The organism is Nocardioides sp. NPDC057772, assembly GCF_042798075.1.
In the GTDB taxonomy this organism is placed as follows: Bacteria; Actinomycetota; Actinomycetes; order Propionibacteriales; family Nocardioidaceae; genus Nocardioides.
Genome location: NZ_JBHVKN010000062.1, coordinates 1 through 25318, shown reverse-complemented (window position 1 = coordinate 25318; position 25318 = coordinate 1). Strand labels below are relative to the sequence as shown.

The window sequence follows — 25318 nt, the reverse complement described above, 5'->3', positions numbered from 1 at the left end:
GGTCCGGGGTCCTGCGGGCTCACGCCGAGGCCCCGAGCCGTCACCCCGAGGCCCCGAGCCGTCACCCCGAAGCCCTGTCCGGTCGGGATCAGCTCACCATGCCGTGCGGGTCGATGACGTACTTGGTGGCGGCGCCCTGGTCGAACGCGGCGTAGCCCGCCGGGGCCTCGTCGAGGCTGATCGTCTTCGCGTTGACGGCCTCGGCGATGTGGGCCTTGTCCGCGAGGATCAGGTTCATCAGCTGGCGGTTGTACTGCTTCACCGGGCACTGGCCGGTCACGAACGTGTGCGACTTCGCCCAGCCCAGGCCGAGGCGGACGCCGATCTGGCCCTGCTTGGCGGCGTCGTCGACGGCGCCCGGGTCGCCCGTGACGTACAGGCCGGGGATGCCGAGGGAAGCACCCGCCCGCGCCACGTCCATGATGTCGTTGAGGACGGTCGCGGGCTGCTCGGCGGCGTCGCGGCCGTGGCCACGGGCCTCGAAGCCGACCGCGTCGACGGCGGCGTCCACGACCGGCTCGCCGAGGATGTCGTCGATGATGTCCGCCAGGGCGTCACCGGAGGACAGGTCCGCGGTCTCGCACCCGAAGCTGGCTGCCTGCTTGAGCCGGTCCGCGTTCATGTCGCCGACGATGACGGTCGAGGCGCCGAGCAGCTGAGCCGAGTACGCCGCGGCGAGCCCGACCGGGCCGGCGCCCGCCACGTAGACCGTCGACCCGGTGGTGACACCGGCGGTGTAGGCGCCGTGGTAGCCGGTCGGGAAGATGTCGGAGAGCATCGTCAGGTCGAGGATCTTCTCCAGGGCCTGGTCTCGGTCCGGGAACTTCAGCAGGTTGAAGTCGGCGAACGGGACCATGACGTACTCAGCCTGGCCACCGAGCCAGCCGCCCATGTCCACGTAGCCGTAGGCCGCGCCGGCCCGCGCCGGGTTCACGTTGAGGCAGATGCCGGTCTTGCCCTCGTTGCACATGCGGCAACGGCCGCACGCGATGTTGAACGGGACCGAGCAGATGTCGCCCACCTCGTGGAAGAGGACGTCGTCGCCGATCTCGACGATCTCCCCGGTGATCTCGTGGCCGAGCGTCTGACCCACCGGGGCGGTCGTCCGGCCGCGCACCATGTGCTGGTCGCTGCCGCAGATGTTGCTCGTCACGAGCTTGAGGATCACCGCGTGCGGTGCCGCACGCTTGATGCCGAGACCGCTGACGACATCCTGGGGGAGCTCCAGCTTCGGGTAGTCGATGGACTCGACGGCCACCTCTCCCGGCCCCTTGTAGACGACGACTCTGTTGTCTGCCATGGCGTCTCTTCTTCCTGCCCCCGGGGACGGGGGCGTCCGGCGTACTCAGGTTTTCAGGGTTGTTTCTCATAGCGAAACAGCAGCGCTATATGAAACAAACTAGACCGTCGACGGTATCGGCATCAAGACCCTGATGTGACCGATTTCATGTCGCGTTCGGTGGTGCCCGGTCGTGTGCGACGCGCCTACCCGGCAGTAGGGGTGACGAGGCGAATCCGGCAGGGAGGCATACTGTTTCAGCATGAGCAACACGAGCGAAACACGGAGCACGACCGTTCACTCAGTGGACCGCGCCATCTCCATCCTCCAGGTGCTCGCCCGTCGGGGTGCTGTCGGCGTCACGCCGATCTCTGAGGAACTGGGGGTGCACAAGTCCACGGTCTTCCGGCTGCTGGCCACCCTCGAGGCTCGCGGACTGGTGGAGCAGAACGCGAGCCGCGGCCACTATCAGCTCGGCTACGGCGTCATCCAGCTGGCCGCCGGCGCGACCCGCAAGCACGACCTCTCGGTCACCAGTCGTCCGATCTGTATGGCGTTGGCCGACGAGGTCGGGGAGACCGTCAACATCGTCATCAACGACGGTGAGGAGGCCATCACGATCGACCAGGTGATCGGGAGTGCCGAGATCACCTCGGTGAACTGGGTCGGACAGAGAAGCCCCTTGCACACCACCGCGTCTGGCCAGGTCTTCCTGGCGATGATGCGGCCGGACGAACGTCGACACATCCTGGAGCGCGGGCTCGAGCGCTACACCGAGCAGACCGTGGTCGACCCGGTGCGGCTGGAGGAGCAGCTCGCCGAGGTGAGGAGGCTGGGCTACGCCTACTCCGTCGACGAGCACGAGATCGGCCTCGCCGGGGTGGCTGCGCCGATTCGATCTCTGGGTGGTGGCGTGATCGCCGCGGTGGTGGTTTCGGGTCCGTCGTTCCGCATCACCTCCGAGAACGCGCCCGAGCTGGCCGAGCACGTGCTTGCCGCCGCAGCGGCGATCTCCGAGCGAAACGGCTTCCCGAAGGCTGAGTGACCGGCCCCGGCCGAGGCGACGAATCGGCCCGCGAAGTGGCCCGCATGCCAAGTGCATGCGGGCCGCTTCGCGTGCGGCGTAAAGCGCTCGTAAATCTGTGAGGGAATCCACACGGGCCCGTTGACAGGCTCTCGAAACGCGCGGCAGAATCGTGTTGCGTTCTGCGCAGCAGTTTTGCAGAGTGAAACACCGTCGTCTGGCGGGCCGCCGTTATCTGAACCCGGAATCTGCCCGGTTTGAGCGTGGGAGACATCAACGTGACGCGAATGAGCATCGAAACGACGCCTGTGGAGCTGGCGTCCCTGGCGGACAAGCGAGCAGCCGGCTTCGGCCTCGAGGCGCCCTTCTACACGAGCCCGGAGATCTACGAGCAGGACCTCGATCTCGTCTTCGGTCAGCACTGGATCTTCGCCGTCGCCGAGGCGGAGATCCCGGACCCCGGTGACTACGTCACCGTCGACCTGGGACCCCACTCCGTGATCGTCGTCCGCGACGACGACGAGAACGTCCGCGCCTTCCGGAACGTCTGCCGTCACCGCGGATCTCGACTGCTCGAGTCGGGTTGCGGCTCGATCGGCAACATCGTGTGCCCCTACCACCAGTGGACCTACCGGGTCGACGGCAGCCTGATCTTCGCCGAGTCGCAGGCCGACACCTTCGAGTACGACAAGTTCGGACTCAAGCCGGTGAACGTGCGTGCGGTCGGCGGGCTGGTCTTCCTCTGCCTGGCCGACGAGCCGCCTGCCGACTTCGACGAGGTCAGTGAGCTCATCGAGCCCTACCTGAAGCCCTATGGCCTCGCCTCGGCAAAGATCGCCCACCAGACCGACATCGTCGAGGAGGGCAACTGGAAGCTGGTGATGGAGAACAACCGCGAGTGTCACCACTGCGACGCCTCCCACCCTGAGCTGCTCACCGCGTACTTCCCGATCAGTCGCTACGACGCCGAGGACGTGCCGCCTCGCCTGCAGCAGGTCTTCGAGCGCTACCTCGAGGCACAGGCCGAGCTGGAGAAGGCCCGCGAGGCGATCGGCTTCCCGAACGGGGACGTCTGCCAGCTGGAGGGCAAGGCGACGGGGTTTCAGATCTCCCACCTGCCGCTCGACGGTGCCGGCGCCTCGTTCGGCCCCGACGGACAGCAGCTCTGCGCGAAGCTGATGGGGTCCATCGAGGACCCGCGGTTCGGCGACCTGTCGCTGCACATGCAGCCCAACTCGTGGTTCCACTTCCTCGGTGACCACGCCGTCGTCTTCTCGGTGATCCCGCTGGCCGTCGACCGGACCTTGGTCCGGACGACCTGGCTGGTGAACCCGGAGGCCGTCGAAGGCGTCGACTACTCGGTCGAGTCGCTCACCTCCGTCTGGCGTGCCACCAACGACCAGGACCGCGTCCTGGTCGAGGGCACCCAGCGAGGGGTGACGGACCCTGGCTACGTACCCGGTCCGTACTCAGAGGTCGAGGGTGAGGTCGATGCATTCGTCACCTGGTACGTCCAACGCATCCAAGCCAACGCCTAGTCGGAGCGCGGGAGGAGATATGACCATCATCGAGACCGACATCCCGAAGGTGTCGGAGCCGAACTCCTTCGGACTGCAGAACGGCCGCCCGGCGCCCGTTCGCAGCAAGCGGATGCTCGAGCCCTGCTGGGCCGAGAGCGACGTGATGGACCTGGTGTGCAGCCAGGTGCTCGCGGTCACCCATGATGTGAAGACCTTCGTCTTCACGACCCCCGAGCGGCGCCCCTTCGACTTCGAGGCGGGCCAGTTCATCACCATCCGGGTCGAGATCGACGGCGAGCTGATGACGCGCTGCTACACCATCGCGTCACCGCCGACCAGGCCCGACCGGCTCGCCATCACGGTCAAGCGGGTTCCTGACGGCGTGGTGTCGAACTGGCTCCACGACAACCTCGAGCCCGGCACCTGGATCTCGATGCACGCCCCGGCGGGTGCGTTCGTCCTGCCGGAGGAGGACGCGCCCAAGTACCTCTTCCTCTCGGCGGGAAGCGGGATCACCCCGGTGCTGTCGATGACGAGGACGCTGTACGACCTCGGCTCCGAGGCGGACATCCTCTTCGTGCACAGCGCACGTACGCCGGCCGACATCATCTACCGCGGCGAGCTCGAGGCGATGGCACGTCTGATGCCCAACCTCCGGGTGGCGGAGATCTGTGAGGGCGACGCCCCTACGGAGCGGTGGATGGGGCTGCAGGGCCGCATCTCCAAGCCGGTGCTCGAGATCCTGGCGCCCGACCTCAACGAGCGCGAGACGTACATCTGTGGTCCGGCCGGCTACATGGCCGCCGCGAAGTCGCTGCTCGAAGAGCTCGGCTATGACATGGAGAAGTACCACGAGGAGAGCTTCGACTTCGGCGCTCCCGAGGTTCCTGCCCCGACGGCGGTGCCGCCGATCGAGCAGGATGCCGAGGAGGAGGCTGCTGCCGGGTTCTCGGTCGAGTTCGCGCGCAGCGGGAAGATGATCACCTGCGGTCCGGACCAGACCATTCTGGAGGCCGCGATCGCCGCCGGCATGCGTCCGATGTCCGCCTGCGGCCAGGGCATGTGCGGCACCTGCAAGGTGTCGATGCTCGCCGGCGAGGTCGACATGAAGCACAACGGCGGCATCCGGCCCAAGGAGGTCGCCAACAACAAGGTGCTGATCTGCTGCTCCAAGCCGCTGGGTGACATCCAGCTGGACTGCTGAAGTACACAGCTCCGGTGGCTGTCGGGTCGGTGACCCGATCCGGCAGCCACCGGGTGTCAGAGGACCTGGCGGATCTCACGCTCGAAGCCGCCGATGTGCTCGAGGGTGAGCTTCTCGGCCCGGTCGGCGTCGCCGTCGGCCACCGCGTTGAGGAGCTGCGCCTGCTCGACGACGTGGTGGGCCAGGTCGGGGAGGCGGTCGATCACCATCCACCAGATCCGGATGGCGAGGTTGTCGTACCTGATCAGGATGTCCTCGAGGTGAGCGTTTCCGCTCGACCGGTAGATCAGGCCGTGGGCGGCCTTGTCGATCTGCATCAGCGCGGTGCGGTCGCCGTCGCCCAGCTGGCCCTTGCCGATCTGGGCCGCGAGAGCGCGCATCTGCTCGCGCTGCTGCGCCGTCGCTCGCTCGGCGGCGGCGCGGGAGGCGTAGGGCGCGAGCTGGCGCCGGATCTCGGCGATCGCGCTGAGCTCGGTCGCGTCGATGGTCGTCGCGAAGGTGCCGCGGCGCGGGAAGGAGTGGACCAGGTGGTCGGCCTCGAGGCGCTTGATCGCCTCGCGGACCGGGGTGCGGCCCATGCCGATGGCCGCGGCGATCTGACCGTCGTTGATCGGCGCCCCCGGCCGGATGTCGAGCATCACCAGGCGATCGCGGATGTAGAGGTAGGCCTGCTCGGCGAGTGAGCTGGCGGGCGGATTCGCCGTCGTTGCCAGGATCTCGTCAACCGTCATCGAGTCGTGCCCCACTTGTCCGTCGTGGCCTGTGCGATTTTTGCCATCCTAGTCTGATACATCAGTCGCCGGGTAGCGGCGTGCCGAACACCTGCAGGAGCCGCTCCGCCTTCCAGCCCGTCTCGGCGTACTCGTCCTGGGCGGTCGAGTGGACGGTGATCCCGCCACCGGTGCCGAGCTCCCAGGTGCCGTCGCCGGTGGTGGTGAGGCTCCGGATCACGACGCCCAGGTCGGCCCGGCCGTCGGGTGCGATCCAGCCGAAGGCGCCGGAGTACACCCCACGGGCGGTGGACTCGACGTCGCGGATGATCTCCATGGTCCGCAGCTTCGGTGCGCCGGTCATCGAGCCGGCGGGGAAGAGGGCACGCAGGGCTCCGATGCTGCTGACGTCGTCGCGCAGCCGGCCGCGCACGGTCGTCACGAGCTGGTGGACCGAGGCGTAGGACTCGACCGCCATCAGCGACGGCACCGAGACCGAGCCGGGCTCGCACACCATCGCCAGGTCGTTGCGGAGGAGGTCGACGATCATCAGGTTCTCGGCGCGGAACCGGGGGTTCGAGGCCAGATCGCGACGGAGTGCCTCGTCCTCGGCGGGTGTCGCGCCGCGCGGGGTGGTGCCCTTGATCGGGCGGGTCTCGATCATCCGGTCGGCGTCGATGGTGGCGTAGCGCTCGGGGGAGGAGCTGAGCAGGCGGAAGCCGTGATGCTGGATGAAGCCGGCGTAGGGGGCGGGGTTGAGGTCGCGGAGCCGTAGGTAGGCGACCGCCGGGTCGACGTCGTCCTGCACCTGGACCCGGTGGGTCAGGTTCACCTCGTAGGTGTTGCCGGCCCGGAGCTCTCGCTGAACCTCGTCGAAGGCGCGTACGTAGGCGGCCGGGGTGTCCCGGGCGTGTCGCGCCGGCCGGTGCCGCGCCCGGCCGGCCGTGCGTGCCGGCGGCGCCTCGACCGTCGCGTGCCGCGTACGCATCCAGACCGCGTCGGGCATCGAGCGTTCGCCTGGGTGGTCCGCTCTGGCCGGCAGGTCGGGACGGCAGGCGTAGCCGAAGTAGCCGACCCAGATCTCGTCGGGCGAGGTGCGGGCGAGCTCGTCCTCGAGGATGGTGAAGATGTCCCCGTCGACCGGGCTCGCCTCCCCGCCGCGATGCCGCAGCACCTGGCGGCGGGCGGCGTCGTAGGTGAGTGAGACGTCCTCGTCGCGCAGGGCACCCATGATCGACCCTCGGGTCGCCCCGTCCCCGGGGCCCGCGTCGAGCCAGAAGCACCGCGGATGGGTGCTCGCCATCTCGGCGAACCGCTCCTCGGTGGTCGTTGCCATCGCCTGGATCATGAACCGGCCTTCTGAAAGTCACAGTATCGACAACTAGTATATCAGTGTTAGTCTCTCGGTCATGTCGGATCGAGCGGGCAGGGTTCTGCGGCTGTTGGGCCACCGGAGGGCGAGTGCTGCGGTGCTCGCTCCGGGCGCCGCGCTGGCCGAGCTCGGCCTGTCCGTCTCCGAGATCGAGCCGCCCCTCATGACCCACGTCCCCGCGGTTCGCGCCGGGGCGTTCGTCTTCACGTCGGGCCAGCTGCCGATCCGCGACGGCAAGCTGCTCGCAACCGGCAGGATCGGCGACACGCTCGGGCTGGCCGATGGCCAGGCATGTGCGCAATGGTGCGCGATCAACGCTCTGTCGGCGATCAGGTCCGAGACCGGCGATCTCGGGCAGGTGAAGCGCATCGTCAAGGTCGTGGCGTACGTCGCCTCCGGCCCGCTGTTCACCGACCAGGCCTTGGTCGCCAATGGTGCCTCGGAGCTTCTGGGTGCGGCGTTCGGCGAGGCGGGGCGGCATGCGCGCTCCGCGGTCGGGGTCTCGGCACTGCCTCTGGACGCACCGGTCGAGCTCGAGCTCGTCGTCCAGATCTGACCCTTGCCTAGTGTGATGCATCACATATAAGGTGACTAGTATATCAGCGTCTGCCCGCGTAGCGCCCCACTGAAGTGCCGCCACCCGGAGCCTCGATGGCACCGACAGATGCTGCTCATCCCAAGAGCTCTCGATCGGAGTGCGTCATGAGATCATCTACCGGCAACGGAGACCTTTCGCCAGAAGCGTCGCCACGCCACAAGTCCGTCGGACAGAACGGCACCGCCACCCATCCGGCCCTCGACTGTCCGCCCGAGGAGCCCGCCAAGAACGCCGGCGGCCTCGACCGCGTCGTCTTCGGCGTGACCGCGGTCATCGCGGTCGCGTTCCTCGTGTGGGGATTCGTCAGCACCGACTCCCTGGCGTCGGTCTCGGGGAAGTCGCTGTCCTGGGTGATGTCCAACCTCGGGTGGCTCTTCGTCACCGCGGCGTCGACCTTCGTCGGGTTCGTGCTGTGGCTGGCGTTCGGCAAGTTCGGGAACATCCCGCTCGGCCGGGACGGCGAGGAGCCCGAGTTCCGGACGGTCTCGTGGATCACGATGATGTTCAGCGCCGGCATGGGGATCGGCCTGATCTTCTACGGCGTCAGTGAGCCGGTCAGCCACTTCGTCTCGCCGCCGCCGGGTGCGGTCGGCGAGGGGGAGGCCGAGAAGATCCAGACGGCGATGGCCACGACCCTCTTCCACTGGAGCATCCACCCTTGGGCGATCTACGCCCTGGTCGGCCTGGCGATCGCGTACAGCGTCTTCCGCAAGGGTCGCGGTCTGCTCCTGAGCGCGGTGTTCGAGCCGCTCCTCGGGCGCCACGCCCACGGGGCCGGTGGCAAGGTCATCGACATGCTCGCGATCTTCGCGACGCTCTTCGGGTCGGCGGCGTCGTTGGGGCTGGGGGCGCTCCAGATCCGCAGCGGCCTCGAGATCGTCGGCGGTCTCGGCCGCACCGGCAACGGCATCCTGGTCGGGATCATCGCGGTGCTCACTGTCGGATTCGTCCTCTCCGCGGTCTCCGGCGTGGCCAAGGGGATCCAGTGGCTGGCGAACACCAACATGGTGCTGGCCGTCGGGCTCGCGCTGTTCGTCTTCGTGGCCGGTCCGACCGTGTTCATCCTGAGCCTGGTCCCCACCAGCGTCGGAAGCTACTTCCAAGAGGTCGCGATGATGTCGGCGCGTACGTCGGCAGAGGGGTCCGAGACCGCGTCGTGGCTGTCGGGGTGGACGGTCTTCTACTGGGCCTGGTGGCTCTCCTGGACACCGTTCGTCGGCATGTTCATCGCCCGGATCTCGCGCGGCCGCACCATCCGACAGTTCGTCATCGGTGTGCTGCTGGTCCCGTCGCTGGTCAGCCTGGCCTGGTTCGCCATCTTCGGTGGTGCGGCCATCGACCTGCAGCAGGGCGGCGTCGACATCGCCGGTGCGGGCGGTGTGGAGACGCAGCTGTTCACCACGCTGGAGTCCTTCCCGCTCGCCACGGTGACCAGTGTCGTGGTCATGGTGCTGGTCGCGATCTTCTTCGTCTCGGGTGCGGATGCCGCCTCGATCGTCATGGCCACGCTCTCCGAGCGTGGCTCCATCGAGCCGGGCAAGCCGACCGTCATCTTCTGGGGTGTCGCCACCGGTGCCGTCGCAGCGGTGATGCTCCTGGTCGGCGGCTCCGACGCACTGAGCGGGCTGCAGACCGTCACGATCGTCGCGGCCGTACCGTTCGTGCTGGTCATGGTCGGGTTGTGTGTCGCCCTGGTGAAGGACCTGCGGGAGGACCCGCTGGTCGTCCGTGCCCAGTACGCCTCCAAGGCTGTCGAGCAGGCCGTCGTCTACGGGGTCTCGGAGCACGGTGACGACTTCGTCATCAGGGTCTCCCGTGATCCGGATGCGCCCGCCGACGAGTCGGTCGAGGAGCTGGCCGAGGAGCTGGCCGAGGAGCTGGCCGATGAGCTCGACGAGCTGGCCGAGGAGGCCGACGGGAAGGCCGAGCTGCCCAGGTCGGCCAGCTAGCACGAGTCGCGAAGGAGCGGTTGTGGTGAAGCGAGACGCGAACGGCGCGTACTCCGTGGAGGATCCGGTGGACGCGCTCAGCGTCACCGAGCCGAAGACCTGGGCCGCGGGCGTGCCCGCGGTGCGGAAGGCGATCGAGTATTCGCTGACGCAGACATCGGTGCGGCGTACGGCGTTGACGTTGCTGAACCTCAACCAGGCCGGTGGGATGGACTGCCCGGGGTGCGCGTGGCCGGAGCCCGGGCACCGGCACAAGAACGAGTACTGCGAGAACGGCGCCAAGCACATCGCCGACGAGGCGACGTCGCGTCGGGTGACGCGGGAGTTCTTCGCGCAGCACTCGATCGCCGAGCTGGACGAGAAGTCGGACTACTGGCTCAACCAGCAGGGCCGGCTGACCGAGCCGATGGTCAAGCGGCCCGGGGCGACCCACTACGAGCCCATCACCTGGGACGACGCGTTCCGGACCATCGGTGAGGAGCTCAACGGCCTGGACTCTCCCGACGAGGCGATGTTCTACGTCTCGGGCAGGCTCAACAACGAGGCCGCCTTCCTGCTGCAGCTCTTCGCCCGGGCGTACGGCACCAACAACCTGCCGGACTGCTCGAACATGTGCCACGAGTCGAGCGGCACGGCCCTGAACGAGACGCTCGGGATCGGCAAGGGCAGCGTCCAGCTCGAGGACATCTACAACGCGGACCTGGTGTTCGTGGTCGGCCAGAACCCGGGCACGAACCACCCGCGGATGTTGTCTGCGCTGGAAGAGACCAAGCAGCGCGGCGGCAAGGTGATCGCGGTGAACACGCTGCCCGAGGCGGGTCTGATGCGGTTCAAGAACCCCCAGAAGGCCCGCGGCGTGGTGGGCCGCGGCACCGCGATCGCCGACCAGTTCCTGCAGATCCGAGCCGGTGGCGACCTCGCGCTGTTCCAGATGCTCAACCGCCTCCTGCTCGAGGCTGACCAGGAGGCCGGCGGCGGCGTGCTCGACTGGGAGTACATCGCGGAGTACACGACCGGGTTCTACGCCTTCGCCGAGCACGCCCGCACGATCACCTGGGAGGACGCGCTCGAGGCCACCGGGCTGACCCGTGAGCAGATCGAGGCGGTCCACGAGCAGGTGCTGGCCAGCCGGTCGGTCATCGTCTGCTGGGCGATGGGGCTGACCCAGCACAAGCACGGGGTGCCGACGATCCGTGAGGTGGTCAACTTCCTGATGTTGCGGGGCAACATCGGCAAGCCCGGTGCCGGGGTGTGCCCGGTCCGCGGCCACTCCAACGTGCAGGGCGACCGGACGATGGGCATCTGGGAGAAGGTGCCGGACTCCTTCCTCGACGCGCTGCGCGCCGAGTTCAGGTTCGAGCCGCCGCGCAAGCACGGGTATGACTCGGTCGAGGGAGTCCGGGCGATGCGGGACGGGCGGGCGAAGGTCTTCATGGGCGTCGCCGGCAACTTCGTCCGGGCGATCTCGGACAGCGACGTCGCCGAGGCCGCGCTGCGGAGCTGTCGGCTGACCGTCCAGGTCTCCACCAAGCTCAATCGATCCCACACGGTGGTCGGTGAGACGGCACTCATCCTGCCCACCCTGGGCCGCAGCGACATCGACGTCCAGGCCAGCGGTGAGCAGTTCGTGACGGTCGAGGACTCGATGAGCGCCGTGCACGCCACCCGCGGCAAGCTCGAGCCGGCCTCCGAGCACCTGCTCAGCGAGGTCGCGATCGTCTCCCGGATCGCGCGGGCCACCATCGGTGACCGTCACGGCATCCGCTGGGCGGACTTCGAGGCCGACTACGCCCGGATCCGCGACCGGATCGCCCGGGTGGTGCCGGGGTTCGAGAACTTCAACGAGCGGATCAAGGACCCGAAGGGGTTCGTGCTCCCGAACCCGGTCAACTCCGGCCTCTACCGCACGCCGAGCGGCAAGGCCGTCTTCACCCGCAACGACCTGACCTGGCTGGAGGCCCCTCCGGGGCATCTGATCCTGCAGACGCTGCGCTCCCACGACCAGTGGAACACCATCCCGTACGCCATGGACGACCGCTATCGCGGCATCCACCATGCTCGTCGCATCGTCATGGTCAACCCGGCCGACATCGCCGAGCTGGGGTTCGCCGACGGCGACCGCGTCGACATCGTCGGGGTCTGGGAGGACGGTGTGGAGCGGCGGGCACCGGGGTTCACCCTCGTCGCCTATCCGGCGAGCCGGGGGTCGGCGGCTGCGTACTATCCGGAGACGAACGTCCTGGTGCCGCTCGACAGCGTCGCCGAGGGGAGCAACACGCCGACGTCGAAGGGTGTCGTGGTTCGGCTCGAGCGGGCCGGAGCGGCTTCTGGCTGATGCGCGCCATGGCTGTAGATTCGTACCCGTGAAGAGGCCTCGAAGTTCCAACCGCTCATCCTGGATCGAGATCAGGGGTGAGCGGGCCTGATGGACAGTCAGACATTCCTCGCACTCGGGCTGGTGCTGGTCTTCGTGCTGGTCGGAGGTGTTTTCGCCGCGACCGAGCTGGCGCTCGTGTCCTTGCGGGAGAGCCAGCTGGCGGCCATGGAGAGGCAGGGGTCTCGTGGAGCGCGGGTGGCGGAGGTCGCGCGCAACCCCAACCGTTTCCTTGCCGCGGTGCAGATCGGGGTGACCGTCGCGGGCTTTCTCTCCGCGGCCTACGGCGGGTCGACGATCGCTCCGGACGTCGCGCCCTACCTCGAGCGTCTCGGTCTGGGGGAGGCGCTCGCCGAGACCGTCGCGCTGATCGTGCTGACCCTGTTCATCGCCTATCTCTCCCTGGTGCTGGGCGAGCTGGTGCCCAAGCGGCTGGCGCTGCAGAAGGCCGCCGGCATCTCGCTGGCCGTGGCGCCGGTGCTGGACCGGTTCGCGAGCGTGATGCGGCCGGTGATCTGGCTGCTCTCGGTCTCCACCGACGCCGTCGTACGTCTGCTCGGCGGCGACCCGAAGGCCGCGGCCGAGGAGGTCTCGGAGGAGGAGCTGCGGGAGATGGTCTCGACCAACCGGGACCTCGAGGAGGACGAACGCCGGATCCTCCGCGACGTCTTCGCCACCACCGAGACGACGTTGAAGGAGGTGATGCGCCCACGTGGCGACGTCACCTTCATGACGGCCTCGATGCCGCTTCCCGAGGCGGCCGAGGCGGTCCGCGACCTGCCCTACTCCCGTTACCCGGTCACCGGTGAGGGCTTCGACGACATCCTCGGCTTCCTGCATGTCCGTGACCTGCTCGGTGTCGACGCCACCGACCAGCGCACGATCCGCGACGTCTGCCGGCCGGTGCTCGCGCTGCCCGGGAGCAAACGGGTGATCCCATCGATCGCCACCATGCGCGAGGGCGGCACCCACCTGGCGGTGGTCGTCGACGAGTACGGCGGCACCGACGGCATCGTGACCCTCGAGGACCTCGTCGAGGAGATGATCGGCGACATCCGTGACGAGTACGACCACGGCGAGGCGCGAATCCGTGACTACGGCGACCTGTCCCGGATCGACGGCGCGATGACCATCGAGGACTTCGCGGACACGACCGGGATCGAGCTGGAGGACGGCGGCTACGAGACCGTCGCGGGCTACCTCATCTCGCGACTCGGCCACATCCCGCAGGTCGGGGAGGTGCTGGCCGTCCCGGGCGCCACCTTGGAGGTGGCCGCCCGGAACGGCAACCGGGTCACCGAGCTTGCGTTGCACCCCGAGACGCCGCCTCCGGCACCGGAGTGAGCACGGTCCCGTCGGCGAGCCAGCGGTCGAGGTTGTCCAGGGTCAGCTGCTCCATGGCTGCCCGGGTCTCGACGGTGCCGCTGGCCAGGTGGGGGAGGAGCACCACGTTGTCCAGCGTCATCAGCTCGTGGGGGATCTCGGGCTCATCGGTGTAGACGTCCAGCCCGGCGCCGGCGATGCCGCCCTCGAGCAGCAGCTCGACCAGCGCGTCCTGGTCGACCACGGAGCCACGCGCGATGTTGATGAGGTAGCCCTCGGGCCCGAGCGCCTCGAGCACCTTGCGATCCACGAGGTGCTGCGTACCGCTGCCGCCGGAGGTGGCGAGCACCAGGATGTCGGCGTCGGCGGCGAGCTCGGCGGGGGAGGCGGCGTAGGTGTAGGGGGATTCGGGTACCTCGCGACGGGAGTGGTAGGAGACCGGGCAGCCGAACGCCTCGAAGCGGGTCGCGATCGCCTGGCCGATCCGGCCCAGGCCGAGGATGCCGACGCGCTTTCCAGAGACCCTGCGGGTCAGCGGATAATTGCCGGCCCGCGGCCAGTCGCCGCGGCGTACGAACCGGTCGGCGGCGCTCAGTCCGCGCAGGGTGTCGATGGCCAGGCCGATGGCGGTGTCGGCCACGCAGTCGGTCAGCACGTCGGGGGTGTTCGAGACCAGTACGCCTCGCTCGACGGCGGTCTCGACGTCGATGGCGTCGTAACCGACCCCGAAGTTCACGATCGCGCCGAGCGAGGGTAGCTGCGCCATCAGCTCGGCGGTCACGCCCGTGCGGCCGGTGGTGACCACGGCGCCGATCGACGGTCCGTGCTCGGCGAGGAAAGCCGCCCGGGTGTCGTCCTCGGGCAGCACGAGAGCGTCGTAGCGCTCGATGAGGGTCGCGGCCAGCGACGGCTTGAGCGGTCCCACCTGGAGGATGCGGCGGTTCACGGGTTCTCCTGTCGTTCGGGTGACCCTCTCGAGGCTAGGTAGCGATCGCGACACGCGTCCAAGATCGTCACGGCATCGTTCGATGCCGTGGCGCGTCGGATCCCGGCTCGGGGCCGGTGCGCAGCCGCTTCTGCCACGCCTCCTGGTCCCACGTGGCGGGTTCGGTGCGGCGTACGAACTGCTCGACCGTCATCACGAAGCGCCCGGGGTCGGACCGGAACGGGAAGTGGCCGGCGCCGCGGAACACGTCGAGCGATGCGTACGGCATCGCCAGCCGCGCCTGCCCGGCATGTCGGAACGGGATGACCCCATCACGGTCGCCCCAGATCATCAGCGTCGGGATGTCCTCGACCAGGTAGCTACGGTCGAGCATCGTGACGACCTGGCCGTGCCAGTCGACGACCGAGCGCAGTGTCCGGGCGAAGGCCTGGCGGGAGCGGGCGTCGGGCAGCGCGTCGAAGATCCGGGCCAGGTCGGTGGCGTCGACGCCGAGGTCGTGATCCAGGCGGCGTAGCAGAGCGAGGGAGGCGGAGAACCCGGTGCGTGAGAACGGCAGCCGCAGCAGCGTGAGCAGCTCCGGTGCGAGCGGCAGGCTCGCCAGTCGAAGCCAGGCCGAGACGCCACGCCCGGAGCCGCCGTTGGAGACCAGCACGATCCGCTCGACCAGATGTGGGTACTGGTAAGCGAGCTGCATCGCGATGCCCCCGCCGAGGGAGTGGCCGACCAGGGTGACCCGCTCCACGTCCAGCACGGCCAGAAGGTCGCGCATGCCGTTGGCGAACCCGCCGATCGAGTAGTCGGCGCGCGGCTTGTCGGAGTCGCCGTGCCCGAGGAGGTCGGGGGCGATCACGAGGTGGTTCTCGGCGAACAGGGGCAGCACCTCGTCCCACGTCCGTGAGCTGTCGCCGATCCCGTGGATGAACATGATCGCGGAGCCTTCGCCGCCGATGCGGTACGCCCGCCTGTAGCCGTGGATCTCCCGCGACTCCTCCACGATCGCCCGCGTCATGACTGCACGCTAGCCGCCGTGGGTTTCAAGGATGTTGCGGCTTCGCCACGACGTATGCGAAGCCTCGAGGGTTTCGAGGAACAGGCTCACGAGCGGAGCGTCGTTGTCGGCACGCCAGGCGACGTGCAGGTCCACCATGGGGACGGGGCTGTGGAGACGGACCGGGGTCAGGCCGCTACCGGAACGGGCGAACTGGACGGCGCGGGACTCTGAGGCGAAGGCGAGCAGTTGGTGGGCTCTGACCAGGATCCCGGTGGCCGCCGGGTCGTCCGTGACCTCGGCGACGTCCAGCTCGATGCCCGCCTCGGCCGAGGCCTGCTGGATGACGTCGTACATGGCGGGGGACTGGCCGCGGTCGAACATCACGCACGGGTTCCGGGCCAGCTCCATGAACGGCGCTGCCGGGCGGTGGGCCCAGCGGTGCTTCGGGCCGACGACGCCGCACAGGCGCAGCGACATCAGGCTGCGTGACCGGAGATCCGGAGCGGCGGGCCGTCCGTAGAGCAGGCCCACGTCGAGTCGGCCGGCTGACAGCGCCGTGAGCTGAGGGCCGGAGCGGAGCTCCTCGAGATGGACGCGTACGCCCGGGTGTTCGTGCCGGAGCCGCTGGAGCGTGCCGGGGAGGACGTGGTGCGCCGCGGCGAAGTTGAATCCGATCGCGAGCGACCCGAGATGGCCCTCGGCGGCGTCGCGGGCGGAGCGGGTGGCCTTGCTGAGGTGGAAGAGCACGGCACGAGCGTTCGGCTCGAAGGCGCGGCCCGCGTCGGTGAGCTCCACGGTGTGCGAGGACCGCTCGACCAACTTTGTGCCCACCGACTGCTCGAGACGCTGAAGGTGCTGGCTCAGGGTCGGCTGGGCGAGGTGCAGCCGGGTGGCCGCACGTCCGAAGTGCCGCTCCTCGGCGATCGCCAGGAACGACTCCAACAGCCTGGTGTCCATCTCGCCTCCTAGGATCCACGACGAGCGTGGCGTGCGTCGATCAATGGCGCGTGTCGCTCCGATGAACCGTTCGGGTCTTTCGATCGAGCGATGCCGGAAACCAATCGGAGCAGGTCAGCAGGGCTGATCCGTCGCGTCCGGAGCCCGTCGAGGCGGTCCGCTCGGGTTGGTCGGACGGCTGGTTCATCCGCACGACACCGGGCACTGGTCGGCTTCTTCGCGACCGCACCTCTCACGTCCCCCTCATCCGTACGGAGTCGCCATGCCTGCGTCCTCGCCCCTCGGTCCTCTCGGTCGCCGTTCGCTCCTCCTGGGAGGAGCCGCCGCCGGGTCCACCCTCTTCCTTCCCGCTCGGTCCGCCGCTACGCCGCTGCTGGCGCGGTCCGGACGTCCGATGCTCACCGACGGCATCCAGTCGGGTGACGTGTCGGCCTCGGCCGCCGTCGTCTGGGCTCGCGCCGACCGCGTCGCCCGGATGTATGTCGACGTCAGTCCGACGGAGACGTTCCGGCGCGTTCGTCGCGTGCGTGGCCCCGTGCTCGACCCCCGCACCGACCTGACCGGGAAGACCCTCCTGCGGGGACTGCCGGCCGGCCAGGAGGTCCACTACCGGGTCGTCCTCGCCGATCCCGACGACGACACCCTGACCGGAGAGCCGCAGGTCGGACGGTTCCGTACGTCACCCACCGGCGCCTCCGACATCCGGTTCGTGTGGTCCGCCGACCTCGGCGGCCAGGGATGGGGCATCGACCGCTCGCGTGGTGGCTACCGGATCTTCGAGTCGATGCGACGGCTCTCCCCGGACTTCTTCCTCTGCTCCGGGGACCTGATCTACGCCGATGGCGTGATCCCCAGCGAGAAGCCGCTGTCCGACGGGACCGTCTGGCGCAACGTCGTCACGCCGGCGAAGTCGAAGGTCGCCGAGACCCTTGATGAGTACCGCGGCAACTATCGCTACAACCTGCTCGACGACAACCTGCGTCGGTTCAACGCCGAGGTCGCCCAGATCAACTCCTGGGACGACCACGAGGTCATCAACAACTGGTATCCGGGTGAGATCCTCGACGACCCTCGCTACACCGAGAAGCGGGTCGACGTGCTCGCCGCCCGCGCCCGGCAGGCCTTTCACGAATACCTGCCGACCCGCACTCGCAGCGACGACGGCCGGATCTACCGGGTCCAGCGCTACGGCGAGCTCCTCGACGTCTTCGTGCTCGACATGCGGTCCTACAAGGACCCGAACACGCCCGGCCGGGAGACGGTCAGCGACGGCGGCGTGTTCGGTCGCCGGCAGCTCGCCTGGCTCAAGGAGCAGCTGAAGGCCTCGCGGGCGACGTGGAAGGTGCTCGCCGCGGACATGCCACTGAGTCTCGTCGTCCCGGACGGCACCGCGATCGAGGCGCTCGCCCAGGGCGACCACGGCAGCCCGCTCGGCAGGGAGCTCGAGATCGCCGAGCTCCTTGCGTACGCCAAGCGGAACCGGATCGGCGGGATGGTCTGGCTCACCGGCGACGTGCACTACACCGCGGCGCACCACTACCAGCCCTCGCGTGCCGCGTTCACCGACTTCGACCCGTTCTGGGAGTTCGTCTCCGGGCCGCTCAACGCCGCGGTGGGGGTCGAGCCCGAGCCCAACCCGGTCGACAGCACCTTCGGCCCCGAGGTCGTCTTCTCGAAGGGCGCACCCTCCCTCGAGGTCAGCAACCCCGGGTTCGGCTACCAGTACTTCGGCGAGGTGAGCATCGACGGCGAGTCGCGAGTGATGACGGTCCGTCTGCGAGACATCGACGGCGCGGTCGCCCACTCCGTCGAGCTGGCGCCTCCGGGGCTTGCCTTCCAGCGCGCTTGAATCTCTAGCGTCGGGGCCATGGAGACGACGACCAGGACATGGATCATCACCGGCGCGAGCTCGGGTCTCGGCCGGGCGCTGGCCGAGGCCGCGCTGGAGCGTGGCGAGCGAGTGCTCGGCACCGCGCGGCGTGCGGACCGGTTCGACGCGCTGAAGGAGCGGTACGGGGATCGGCTGGTGGCTGTCGAGCACGACGTGCGCGACGTCCAGGGCGCGGCCGCGGTGGTGCGGCGTGCGGTCGAGGACTTCGGCGGCGTCGACGTGCTCGTCAACAACGCCGGCGCGGGCCAGGTCGGGACCGCCGAGGAGGTCACCGACGCCGAGCTGCGGGACATGCTCGACCAGCATCTGCTCGGGCCGGCGGCGTACGTCCGGGCCGTGCTGCCGCACATGCGCGCGAGCGGCTCGGGTGCGATCGTGCAGATGAGCAGCCAGGGCGGCCGGATGTCCTTCCCCGCGGTCGGCAGCTACTCGGCCGGGAAGTTCGCGCTGGAGGGCTGGTCGGAGGCGCTCGCCGGGGAGGTCGCGCCGTTCGGCATCCGGGTGCTGATCGTGGAGCCGAGCCGGTTCCGCACGGAGTTCAACGCGACCGGGGTGCTTCGGACGGCGCGGCAGCAGGAGACGTACGACGTGGTGGTCGGTGCGGTCCGTGCCAACATGGCCGAGGCCGACGGCATCCAGGAGGGCGACCCGGCGAGCGCCGCGGCCGCGATCCGCGAGATGCTCGAGGCCGAGGACGCGCCGCTGCGGCTTCCGCTCGGGGCGGAGGCGGTCCGCAACCTCACCCGCGTCTATCAGCAGGGCCTGCAGGACCATGCTGCGATCGACGCGGCGGCCGGGCCGATGAGCATCGCCGAGGCCGCCGAGTTCGTCGGCGTGCCGGCACCCACGCTCCGCTACTACGAGCAGCAGGGCCTGGTGCTCCCGGCGCGGAACTCCTCGGGCTATCACGAGTACGCCGCCGACGACCTGCGCCGCCTGGTCTTCCTGACCCGGATGCGCCTGTCCGGGATGACCATGCGCGACCTGCGCAGGTACATCGCGCTCGTCGAGGAGGGCGCGAGCACGATCCCCGAGCGCCGGCAGATCATGCACGAGCAGCGCGACCGGATCAGGCGCCGCCTCCGCGAGCTCACCCTCGCGCTGGAGACCACCGACTACAAGATCCGCACCTACGACGGCCACCCCGAGGGCTGAGGCCGTTCGTCGCGTGGTCGATCGGTTTCGCCGACATACTCGTCCTACACCTCGACCTCCCCCCCCACGAAGGAGCACCCATGGAGCCCGACGAGTTCGCCTCGATCCTCGACGCCGTCCGCGCGTTCGTCCGCAAGGAGGTCGTCACGGCAGAGGACGAGATCGAGGAGACCGACCAGATCCCCGACCGGCTCCGGCAACAGGCTGCGGCCATGGGGCTGTTCGGCTACGCCATCCCCGAGGAGTACGGCGGTCTCGGCTTCACCATGTCGGAGGAGGTCAGGCTGGCGATGGAGCTCGGCTGGACCACGCCGGCCTTCCGCTCGATGTTCGGCACCAACAACGGCATCGCCGGTCAGGTGCTGGTCAACTGCGGCACCGAGCGACAGAAGCAGGAGTACCTGCCCGGGCTGGCGAGCGGCGAGCTGGTGGCGTCCTTCGCGCTGACCGAGCCGGAGGCCGGCTCGGACCCGAGCGGGCTCCGCACGCGCGCTGTGCCTGAGGGTGATGCGTACGTCATCAACGGGCAGAAGCGCTTCATCACCAACGCGATCTGGGCCGACCTGCTCATGGTCTTCGCCCGCACCGGCGACCTCGCCGAGGGCGCGAAGAACATCTCGGTCTTCGTGGTCCCGACCGACACCTCCGGCGTCACTATCGGTCCGAAGGACCACAAGATGGGCCAACGCGGATCCGTGACGTCGGAGATCTTCTTCGACAGCGTCCGAGTGCCCGCCGAGAACCTGGTCGGCGAGGTCGAGGGGGAGGGTTTCTCCGCCGCGATGCGCTCGCTGGCGAAGGGCCGGCTGCACATCGCGGCGATGACCGTCGGGCTGGCCGACCGGCTGATCGAGGAGAGCCTGCGCCATGCCACGACCAACAGCCAGGGCGGCCAGAAGCTGGCCGAGTTCCAGCTGATCCAGGCGATGCTCGCCGAGAGCCGCACCGAGGCGTACGCCGGTCGCGCGATGGTGCTCGAGGCCGCCCGCAGCTGGGACGACGGCAGCGACCGCCGGATGGCGCCGTCGCTGTGCAAGCTGTTCTGCACCGAGGCGGTCGACCGGATCGCCGACCGCGCCGTCCAGATCCACGGTGGCCTCGGCTACATGCGCGAGGTGCCGGTCGAGCGGTTCTACCGCGACGCGCGGCTGTTCCGCCTCTACGAGGGCACCAGCGAGATCCAGAAGCTGATCATCGCCAAGCAGATGGTGAAGCAGTTCCACGGATGACCTCGGCGCGTGCGAATGTGGTTCGCGCCCCGACTTCATCGACACCTGACCAGAGAGGTTGTACGCCGGGCCCATCCACGCAAGGCTGCAGGCATGACGTCGCCGCTGGTCCGGGTCCACTCGCTGACGACACGCGTCGAGGCGCCGCTCGAGGAGGTGTTCGAGTGGCATCGGCGCCCGGGAGCGATCCACCGGCTGATGCCGCCGTGGACGCCGGGGGAGGTCCGGGTCGAGGCGACCGACCTGGCAGACGGCACGGCGGTGCTCTCGCTCGGCCGCGGCGTCGACTGGGTGGCCCGCCACGACCCTGATGCCTATGACCCGCCACACCTGTTCACCGACCGGCTCGCCTCGCTGCGGCCGCTGTCGTGGACCCATCGGCACGAGTTCGCCGCCGACGGCGACGCCACGCTGGTCACCGACCGGATCGAGACCAACGTGCTCGGGAAGATGGTGGACCGGATGCTCGGCTACCGCCACGCGCAGCTGACCGCCGACCTGGCCGCCCACCACCGGACGTACGCATCCGGCAAGAGCCTCACCGTCGCGGTCACCGGGTCGAGCGGGACCGTCGGACGGGCCCTGGTCCCGTTCCTCACCACGGGTGGGCACCGGGTGATCCGGCTGGTGCGGCATGCGCCGACCGGGGAGGACGAGCGTCGCTGGGACCCGTCCGCGCCCGCGCCGGACCTCCTCGAGGGTGTCGACGCGGTCGTCCACCTGGCCGGGGCGTCCATCGCGGGCCGCTTCACCGAGGCGCACAAGGCGGCGATCCGCGACTCCCGCATCGAGCCGACCCGACGGCTCGCCGAGGCAGCGGCCCGCAGCGGCGTACGCACCTTCGTGAGCGCCTCCGCGATCGGGGTCTACGGCGCGGACCGGGGTGGCGAGGTCCTCGCCGAGACCTCGTCACGGGGCAGCGGCTTCCTCGCCGATGTCGTCGCCGACTGGGAGGCAGCGAGCCGGGTCGGCGGAGCGCGAGTGGTGAACGTGAGGACCGGGATCGTCCAGACGCCGGCAGGGGGAGCGCTACGGCTCCAGCGACCGCTCTTCGCGGCCGGCCTGGGTGGGCGGCTCGGCAGCGGCGAGCAGTGGCTGAGCTGGATCGGCATCGACGACCTCGTCGACATCTACCACCGAGCGCTTCTCGACGAGACGCTGGACGGTCCGGTCAATGCGGTCGCTCCCGAGCCGGTCACCGGCCGGGTCTATGCGCAGACCCTCGCGCACGTGCTGCGCCGGCCCGCGCTGCTGCCCACCCCGGCCTTCGGTCCGCGCCTCCTGCTCGGCAAGGAGGGGGCCGGCGAGATGGCGCTGGCGAGCCAGCGGGTCGAACCGGTCGCGCTCGGGAGCGACCATGAGTTCCGCCATCCCACGCTGGAGGCGGCCCTGCGCCACGTGCTCGGGCGGTGAGGCTCGGCCTCCCCGATCAACACCTCCACGCCTTTGCGCAGCGCGCTGCATGATCCCTCCGGGACTCGAAGCTGGTCGCGCTGACGTACTCAGTAGGGGCGGTGCATGCGTCCGGTCGGCGCTGGGTACTTCGACACCGGTGAGCAATCGGGAGCGCGACGTGATGCGGCGTCTGCTGGACGCCGGCGGCACGACGTACGCCGAGGAGGCGGGCATCCGGCTCCGGGACAAGCCGTCCCCTCTCTACCGGCTGCTCGTCCTGGCGATGCTCTCCTCGACCCGGATCTCGACCGACATCGCGGTCGCGGCGGCGCGCGAGGTGTCGGCCGCCGGATGGCGTACGCCGCAACGGCTGCTCGACTCGACCTGGCAGCAGCGCGTGGACGCGCTCGGCCGCGCGCACTACCGCCGCTACGACGAGAGCACCGCGACCAAGCTGGCGGAGCAGGCTCAATGGCTGCTGGACAACTACCGCGGTGACCTCCGTCGGCTCCGTCCGGAGTCCCGAGACGATGCCGACGCGCTGATCGACGCGCTCACCGAGTCGCCGCGCATCGGTCCGGTGGGAGCGCGCATCTTCTGCCGCGAGGTGCAGGACGTGTGGCCCGAGCTGTCGCCCTTCCTCGACGACCCGCTCCTCGACCAGGCGCGGGAGCTCGGCCTGCCGGGAGACCCCGACGAGCTCGCGTCGCTGGCTCCCGGTGGGCGCTGTGCCCCGCTCGCGGCCGCGCTCACCCGAGCTCGCCACGGACTTCCCGATCTCCAGCAGAGCTGAGGCCCTCCCGTACGCCCGGGGTGATCCCGCTTAGGATCACCGCATGGTTCACGGGGAGTCGAAGAACGCGCCGAGCATGGCGGATGTGGCGGCCCGGGCAGGGGTCTCGCACCAGACCGTGTCCCGGGTGGTCAACGGCTCCGACGCCGTACGCGGCGACACCCGTGAGCGGGTGCTGGCGGCGATCGAGGAGCTGGGCTACCGGCGCAACAAGTCGGCGCGGGCGCTCGTGACGCGGCGGTCCGGACGACTGGGCCTGCTCTACTCACAGCCGCACCTGTACGGTCCGGGCACCCTGGCCGCCTCGGTGTACCAGGCCGGCCAGCGGGCCGGCTACGACATCATCCTGAGCCCGGTTCCGCACCTGGACGCGACCTCGGCGGAGGGGGCGATCGAGGCGCTGCTCGACGACGCGGTCGAGGCTGTGCTCCTCGGCGTCTCGCACCAGTCGTTGGAGGACCTGGTCGCCCAGATCGCGTCCACGGTCGAGGTCGTGATGATCCACAGCGACCCGCCGGAGGGGGTGCGCTCGGTCGGGATCGACCAGCGCGCCGGGGCCGTGCTGGCCACGCAGTATCTGCTGGACCTCGGTCACCGCACCATCGCCCACGTGGCCGGTCCGGTCGGGTGGATCGACGCCCGGCAGCGCCGCGAGGGTTGGCTGGCCGCGCTCCGCGACGCCGACGCGCAGCCGGGTCCCGAGATCTTCGGTGACTGGTCGAGCAGGAGCGGCTACGAGGCCGGCGCCCTGATCGCCGGCGATCCGTCGGTCACCGCGGTCTTCGCGGCCAACGACTCGATGGCGCTCGGGGTGATCCGGGCACTGCACGAGGCCGGTCGTCGCGTTCCTCAGGACGTGAGCGTCGTCGGCTTCGACGACGTCCCCGACGCCGCCTACCTCTGGCCGCCGCTGACCACCGTCCGGCAGGACTTCGCGTCCTTGGGCGAGCTCGCCGTCGAGGTGGCCACCAAGGCCATCGCCGACGGGACCGTCGAGGTGCCGCCGCTGCTCGAGCCAGAGCTCGTCGTGCGCTCCTCTGCCGCGCCGCTGTCTCCCGGCCGAGACGTCGGTTAGGTCGGCCGAGACGTCGGTTAGGTCGGCCGAGTGGGCACGACGTTGCCCCTTCGGCCGACGGGGGTGACGCTTCGGCCGACGGGGGTGACGCTTCGGCAGGAACACATCGGTAACCCGCGCGCAATATGTTAGCGTTCACATCACGCCATACCCCACCCCGAGCCGTCGGGCAGAAACGGAGCCGTGATGACGCAGCGAGCAGGGCAGCTGCCTGACCTCGAAGAGACCGCGCTCGGCATCGAGCTGGGCTCGACCACCATCAAGGCGTGCCTGATCGGGCCCGACCACGCGCCCGTCGCGACCGGCTCCCACCTGTGGGAGAACGAGCTCGCCGACGGCCTGTGGACCTACTCGCTCGAGGCGGTCTGGGCTGGTGTCCAGGGTGCCGTCGCCGCCCTCGGCGACGAGGTCGAGCGCCGCTACGGCACCCGGCCATCGACCTTCGGGTCGATCGGCGTCTCGGCGATGATGCACGGCTACCTCGCCTTCGACGAGGCCGGTGAGCTGCTGGTGCCGTTCCGCACCTGGCGCAACACCAACACCGCGGTGGCCGCCGCCGAGCTGTCCGAGACGCTCGGCACCAACATCCCGCTGCGCTGGTCGATCGCCCACCTCTACCAGGCGATCCTCGACGACGAGCCCCACCTGCCCGAGATCGCCTCCCTGACCACCCTCGCGGGCTACGTCCACCGGGCGCTGACCGGCGAGCACGTGCTCGGTGTCGGCGACGCCTCCGGGATGTTCCCGATCGACCCGGCCACGGGTACCTACGACCAGCGGATGCTCGAGCAGACCAGTCATCTCGCGGCCGCCAAGCGCCCCGGGCTTCGTGTCGAGGGGTTGCTTCCGAAGGTCCTGCCGGCCGGCGCCGACGCGGGCCGGCTCACGCCCGAGGGTGCCGCGCTGCTCGACCCGACCGGCACGCTCCGGCCCGGCGTCCCGCTGTGCCCGCCCGAGGGCGACGCCGGCACCGGGATGGTCGCCACCAACTCGGTGGCACAGCGCACCGGGAACGTCAGCGCCGGCACCTCCATCTTCGCGATGGTCGTCCTCGAGAAGCCGCTCGCCACCGTCCACCACGCCATCGACGTCGTCACCACCCCGGCCGGCGACCCGGTCGCGATGGTGCACTGCAACAACGGCGCCAGTGAGCTCGACGCCTGGGCCGGGGTCTTCGGCGAGTTCGCGGCCGCGCTCGGCCACCCCTGCGAGCCCGACGCCGTCTTCGGCGCTCTGCTCACCGCGGCGCTGAAGGGCTCGCCCGACGGCGGCGGCCTGCTGGCCTACAACTATCTGGCCGGCGAGCCGATCACCGGCCTCGACGAGGGCCGCCCGCTGTTCGTACGCACCCCCGGAAGCCGCCTCGACCTCGCCGGGTTCGCGCGCGCCCAGGTCTACGGCGTCTTCGGGACGCTCGCGCTCGGCATGCGCGTGCTCGCCGACCAGGGCGTCGAGATCGACGCGATGTTCGCCCACGGCGGCCTGTTCCGCACCGCCGGCGTCGCCCAGCGGCTGCTCGCCGCGGCCACCGGC

Annotated in this window: 20 protein-coding genes; 14 read left to right on the top strand and 6 right to left on the bottom strand. The window is 69.6% G+C overall.

Annotation, left to right across the window (positions count from 1 at the left end; all coding sequences use genetic code 11):
* Window positions 1-88: 88 nt before the first annotated feature.
* Window positions 89-1300, bottom strand: coding sequence for a formaldehyde dehydrogenase, glutathione-independent (gene fdhA / locus ACFVJS_RS12895; RefSeq protein ID WP_165109768.1), 1212 nt, complete (start codon window positions 1298-1300; stop codon window positions 89-91).
* 241 nt (window positions 1301-1541) lie between these two features.
* Between fdhA and ACFVJS_RS12890 the strand changes: the two genes are divergently transcribed.
* The 3 genes from ACFVJS_RS12890 to ACFVJS_RS12880 all read left to right on the top strand — a co-directional run bounded on the left by ACFVJS_RS12890 (window position 1542) and on the right by ACFVJS_RS12880 (window position 5027).
* On the top strand, window positions 1542-2324 hold the full coding sequence (locus tag ACFVJS_RS12890; RefSeq protein WP_378880424.1) for an IclR family transcriptional regulator: 783 nt from the start codon (window positions 1542-1544) through the stop codon (window positions 2322-2324).
* 266 nt (window positions 2325-2590) lie between these two features.
* Window positions 2591-3841, top strand: a complete 1251-nt coding sequence (locus tag ACFVJS_RS12885; protein WP_378880422.1) for an SRPBCC family protein — start codon at window positions 2591-2593, stop codon at window positions 3839-3841.
* Window positions 3842-3860: 19 nt separating this feature from the next.
* On the top strand, window positions 3861-5027 hold the full coding sequence (locus ACFVJS_RS12880) for an FAD-binding oxidoreductase (RefSeq protein WP_378880419.1): 1167 nt from the start codon (window positions 3861-3863) through the stop codon (window positions 5025-5027).
* 56 nt (window positions 5028-5083) lie between these two features.
* Here ACFVJS_RS12880 and ACFVJS_RS12875 read toward each other — a convergent pair whose 3' ends face one another.
* Together ACFVJS_RS12875 and ACFVJS_RS12870 are read right to left on the bottom strand one after the other, a co-directional pair.
* Window positions 5084-5758: a GntR family transcriptional regulator gene (locus tag ACFVJS_RS12875; protein ID WP_378880416.1), complete on the bottom strand. Its 675-nt coding sequence runs from the start codon at window positions 5756-5758 to the stop codon at window positions 5084-5086.
* A 61-nt stretch (window positions 5759-5819) separates the two neighbouring features.
* On the bottom strand, window positions 5820-7073 hold the full coding sequence (locus tag ACFVJS_RS12870) for an anthranilate synthase component I family protein (protein WP_378880413.1): 1254 nt from the start codon (window positions 7071-7073) through the stop codon (window positions 5820-5822).
* 133 nt (window positions 7074-7206) lie between these two features.
* Between ACFVJS_RS12870 and ACFVJS_RS12865 the strand changes: the two genes are divergently transcribed.
* The 4 genes from ACFVJS_RS12865 to ACFVJS_RS12850 all read left to right on the top strand — a co-directional run bounded on the left by ACFVJS_RS12865 (window position 7207) and on the right by ACFVJS_RS12850 (window position 13374).
* Window positions 7207-7665 carry a RidA family protein gene (locus tag ACFVJS_RS12865; RefSeq protein ID WP_378880428.1) on the top strand — a complete coding sequence of 153 codons (459 nt, stop codon included), beginning with the start codon at window positions 7207-7209 and terminating at the stop codon, window positions 7663-7665.
* Between the two features lie 146 nt (window positions 7666-7811).
* Window positions 7812-9656 carry a BCCT family transporter gene (locus ACFVJS_RS12860; RefSeq protein WP_378880410.1) on the top strand — a complete coding sequence of 615 codons (1845 nt, stop codon included), beginning with the start codon at window positions 7812-7814 and terminating at the stop codon, window positions 9654-9656.
* A 25-nt stretch (window positions 9657-9681) separates the two neighbouring features.
* The gene (locus ACFVJS_RS12855) at window positions 9682-11991 is read left to right on the top strand and encodes an FdhF/YdeP family oxidoreductase (RefSeq protein ID WP_378880407.1); all 2310 of its coding nucleotides are present in this window, start codon (window positions 9682-9684) and stop codon (window positions 11989-11991) included.
* A 90-nt stretch (window positions 11992-12081) separates the two neighbouring features.
* Window positions 12082-13374 (top strand): hemolysin family protein, encoded by a 1293-nt coding sequence (locus ACFVJS_RS12850; protein WP_378880404.1) that lies wholly within the window; start codon window positions 12082-12084, stop codon window positions 13372-13374.
* Here ACFVJS_RS12850 and ACFVJS_RS12845 read toward each other — a convergent pair.
* The 3 genes from ACFVJS_RS12845 to ACFVJS_RS12835 all read right to left on the bottom strand — a co-directional run bounded on the left by ACFVJS_RS12845 (window position 13325) and on the right by ACFVJS_RS12835 (window position 16247).
* Window positions 13325-14299, bottom strand: a complete 975-nt coding sequence (locus ACFVJS_RS12845; RefSeq protein WP_378880401.1) for a 2-hydroxyacid dehydrogenase — start codon at window positions 14297-14299, stop codon at window positions 13325-13327. The two genes, ACFVJS_RS12850 and ACFVJS_RS12845, sit on opposite strands and share 50 nt — an antisense overlap.
* Before the next feature lie 67 nt (window positions 14300-14366).
* Complete coding sequence (locus ACFVJS_RS12840) at window positions 14367-15308, bottom strand: alpha/beta fold hydrolase (RefSeq protein WP_378880398.1); 942 nt, start codon at window positions 15306-15308, stop codon at window positions 14367-14369.
* A gap of 9 nt (window positions 15309-15317) precedes the next feature.
* On the bottom strand, window positions 15318-16247 hold the full coding sequence (locus tag ACFVJS_RS12835) for a LysR family transcriptional regulator (RefSeq protein WP_378880395.1): 930 nt from the start codon (window positions 16245-16247) through the stop codon (window positions 15318-15320).
* Window positions 16248-16509: 262 nt separating this feature from the next.
* On the opposite strand from ACFVJS_RS12835, the gene ACFVJS_RS12830 reads away from it, so the two are divergent.
* The 7 genes from ACFVJS_RS12830 to ACFVJS_RS12800 form a co-directional block, all read left to right on the top strand.
* The gene (locus ACFVJS_RS12830) at window positions 16510-18096 is read left to right on the top strand and encodes an alkaline phosphatase D family protein (protein ID WP_378880392.1); all 1587 of its coding nucleotides are present in this window, start codon (window positions 16510-16512) and stop codon (window positions 18094-18096) included.
* Between the two features lie 18 nt (window positions 18097-18114).
* Entirely contained in the window at window positions 18115-19293 is a 1179-nt protein-coding gene (locus ACFVJS_RS12825; protein WP_378880389.1) for an SDR family NAD(P)-dependent oxidoreductase, read from the top strand.
* A gap of 80 nt (window positions 19294-19373) precedes the next feature.
* Window positions 19374-20522, top strand: a complete 1149-nt coding sequence (locus ACFVJS_RS12820) for an acyl-CoA dehydrogenase family protein (protein ID WP_378880386.1) — start codon at window positions 19374-19376, stop codon at window positions 20520-20522.
* A 93-nt stretch (window positions 20523-20615) separates the two neighbouring features.
* On the top strand, window positions 20616-21935 hold the full coding sequence (locus ACFVJS_RS12815; RefSeq protein WP_378880383.1) for a TIGR01777 family oxidoreductase: 1320 nt from the start codon (window positions 20616-20618) through the stop codon (window positions 21933-21935).
* Between the two features lie 139 nt (window positions 21936-22074).
* Complete coding sequence (locus ACFVJS_RS12810) at window positions 22075-22710, top strand: endonuclease (RefSeq protein ID WP_378880380.1); 636 nt, start codon at window positions 22075-22077, stop codon at window positions 22708-22710.
* Window positions 22711-22753: 43 nt separating this feature from the next.
* Window positions 22754-23785, top strand: coding sequence for a LacI family DNA-binding transcriptional regulator (locus ACFVJS_RS12805; protein WP_378880377.1), 1032 nt, complete (start codon window positions 22754-22756; stop codon window positions 23783-23785).
* Window positions 23786-23971: 186 nt separating this feature from the next.
* Window positions 23972-25318, top strand: a 1347-nt coding sequence (locus ACFVJS_RS12800) for a xylulokinase (protein WP_378880374.1), incomplete at its 3' end; no start/stop codon positions are given.

Excerpts from the sequence above, each read along its gene's own strand:
- fdhA (WP_165109768.1), bottom strand. The coding sequence starts at position 1,300 with ATGGCAGACAACAGAGTCGTCGTCTACAAGGGGCCGGGAGAGGTGGCC.
- ACFVJS_RS12890 (WP_378880424.1), top strand. The coding sequence starts at position 1,542 with ATGAGCAACACGAGCGAAACACGGAGCACGACCGTTCACTCAGTGGAC.
- ACFVJS_RS12885 (WP_378880422.1), top strand. The coding sequence starts at position 2,591 with ATGAGCATCGAAACGACGCCTGTGGAGCTGGCGTCCCTGGCGGACAAG.
- ACFVJS_RS12880 (WP_378880419.1), top strand. The coding sequence starts at position 3,861 with ATGACCATCATCGAGACCGACATCCCGAAGGTGTCGGAGCCGAACTCC.
- ACFVJS_RS12875 (WP_378880416.1), bottom strand. The coding sequence starts at position 5,758 with ATGACGGTTGACGAGATCCTGGCAACGACGGCGAATCCGCCCGCCAGC.
- ACFVJS_RS12870 (WP_378880413.1), bottom strand. The coding sequence starts at position 7,073 with ATGGCAACGACCACCGAGGAGCGGTTCGCCGAGATGGCGAGCACCCAT.
- ACFVJS_RS12860 (WP_378880410.1), top strand. The coding sequence starts at position 7,812 with ATGAGATCATCTACCGGCAACGGAGACCTTTCGCCAGAAGCGTCGCCA.
- ACFVJS_RS12850 (WP_378880404.1), top strand. The coding sequence starts at position 12,082 with ATGGACAGTCAGACATTCCTCGCACTCGGGCTGGTGCTGGTCTTCGTG.
- ACFVJS_RS12840 (WP_378880398.1), bottom strand. The coding sequence starts at position 15,308 with ATGACGCGGGCGATCGTGGAGGAGTCGCGGGAGATCCACGGCTACAGG.
- ACFVJS_RS12835 (WP_378880395.1), bottom strand. The coding sequence starts at position 16,247 with ATGGACACCAGGCTGTTGGAGTCGTTCCTGGCGATCGCCGAGGAGCGG.
- ACFVJS_RS12830 (WP_378880392.1), top strand. The coding sequence starts at position 16,510 with ATGCCTGCGTCCTCGCCCCTCGGTCCTCTCGGTCGCCGTTCGCTCCTC.
- ACFVJS_RS12825 (WP_378880389.1), top strand. The coding sequence starts at position 18,115 with ATGGAGACGACGACCAGGACATGGATCATCACCGGCGCGAGCTCGGGT.
- ACFVJS_RS12820 (WP_378880386.1), top strand. The coding sequence starts at position 19,374 with ATGGAGCCCGACGAGTTCGCCTCGATCCTCGACGCCGTCCGCGCGTTC.
- ACFVJS_RS12815 (WP_378880383.1), top strand. The coding sequence starts at position 20,616 with ATGACGTCGCCGCTGGTCCGGGTCCACTCGCTGACGACACGCGTCGAG.
- ACFVJS_RS12805 (WP_378880377.1), top strand. The coding sequence starts at position 22,754 with ATGGTTCACGGGGAGTCGAAGAACGCGCCGAGCATGGCGGATGTGGCG.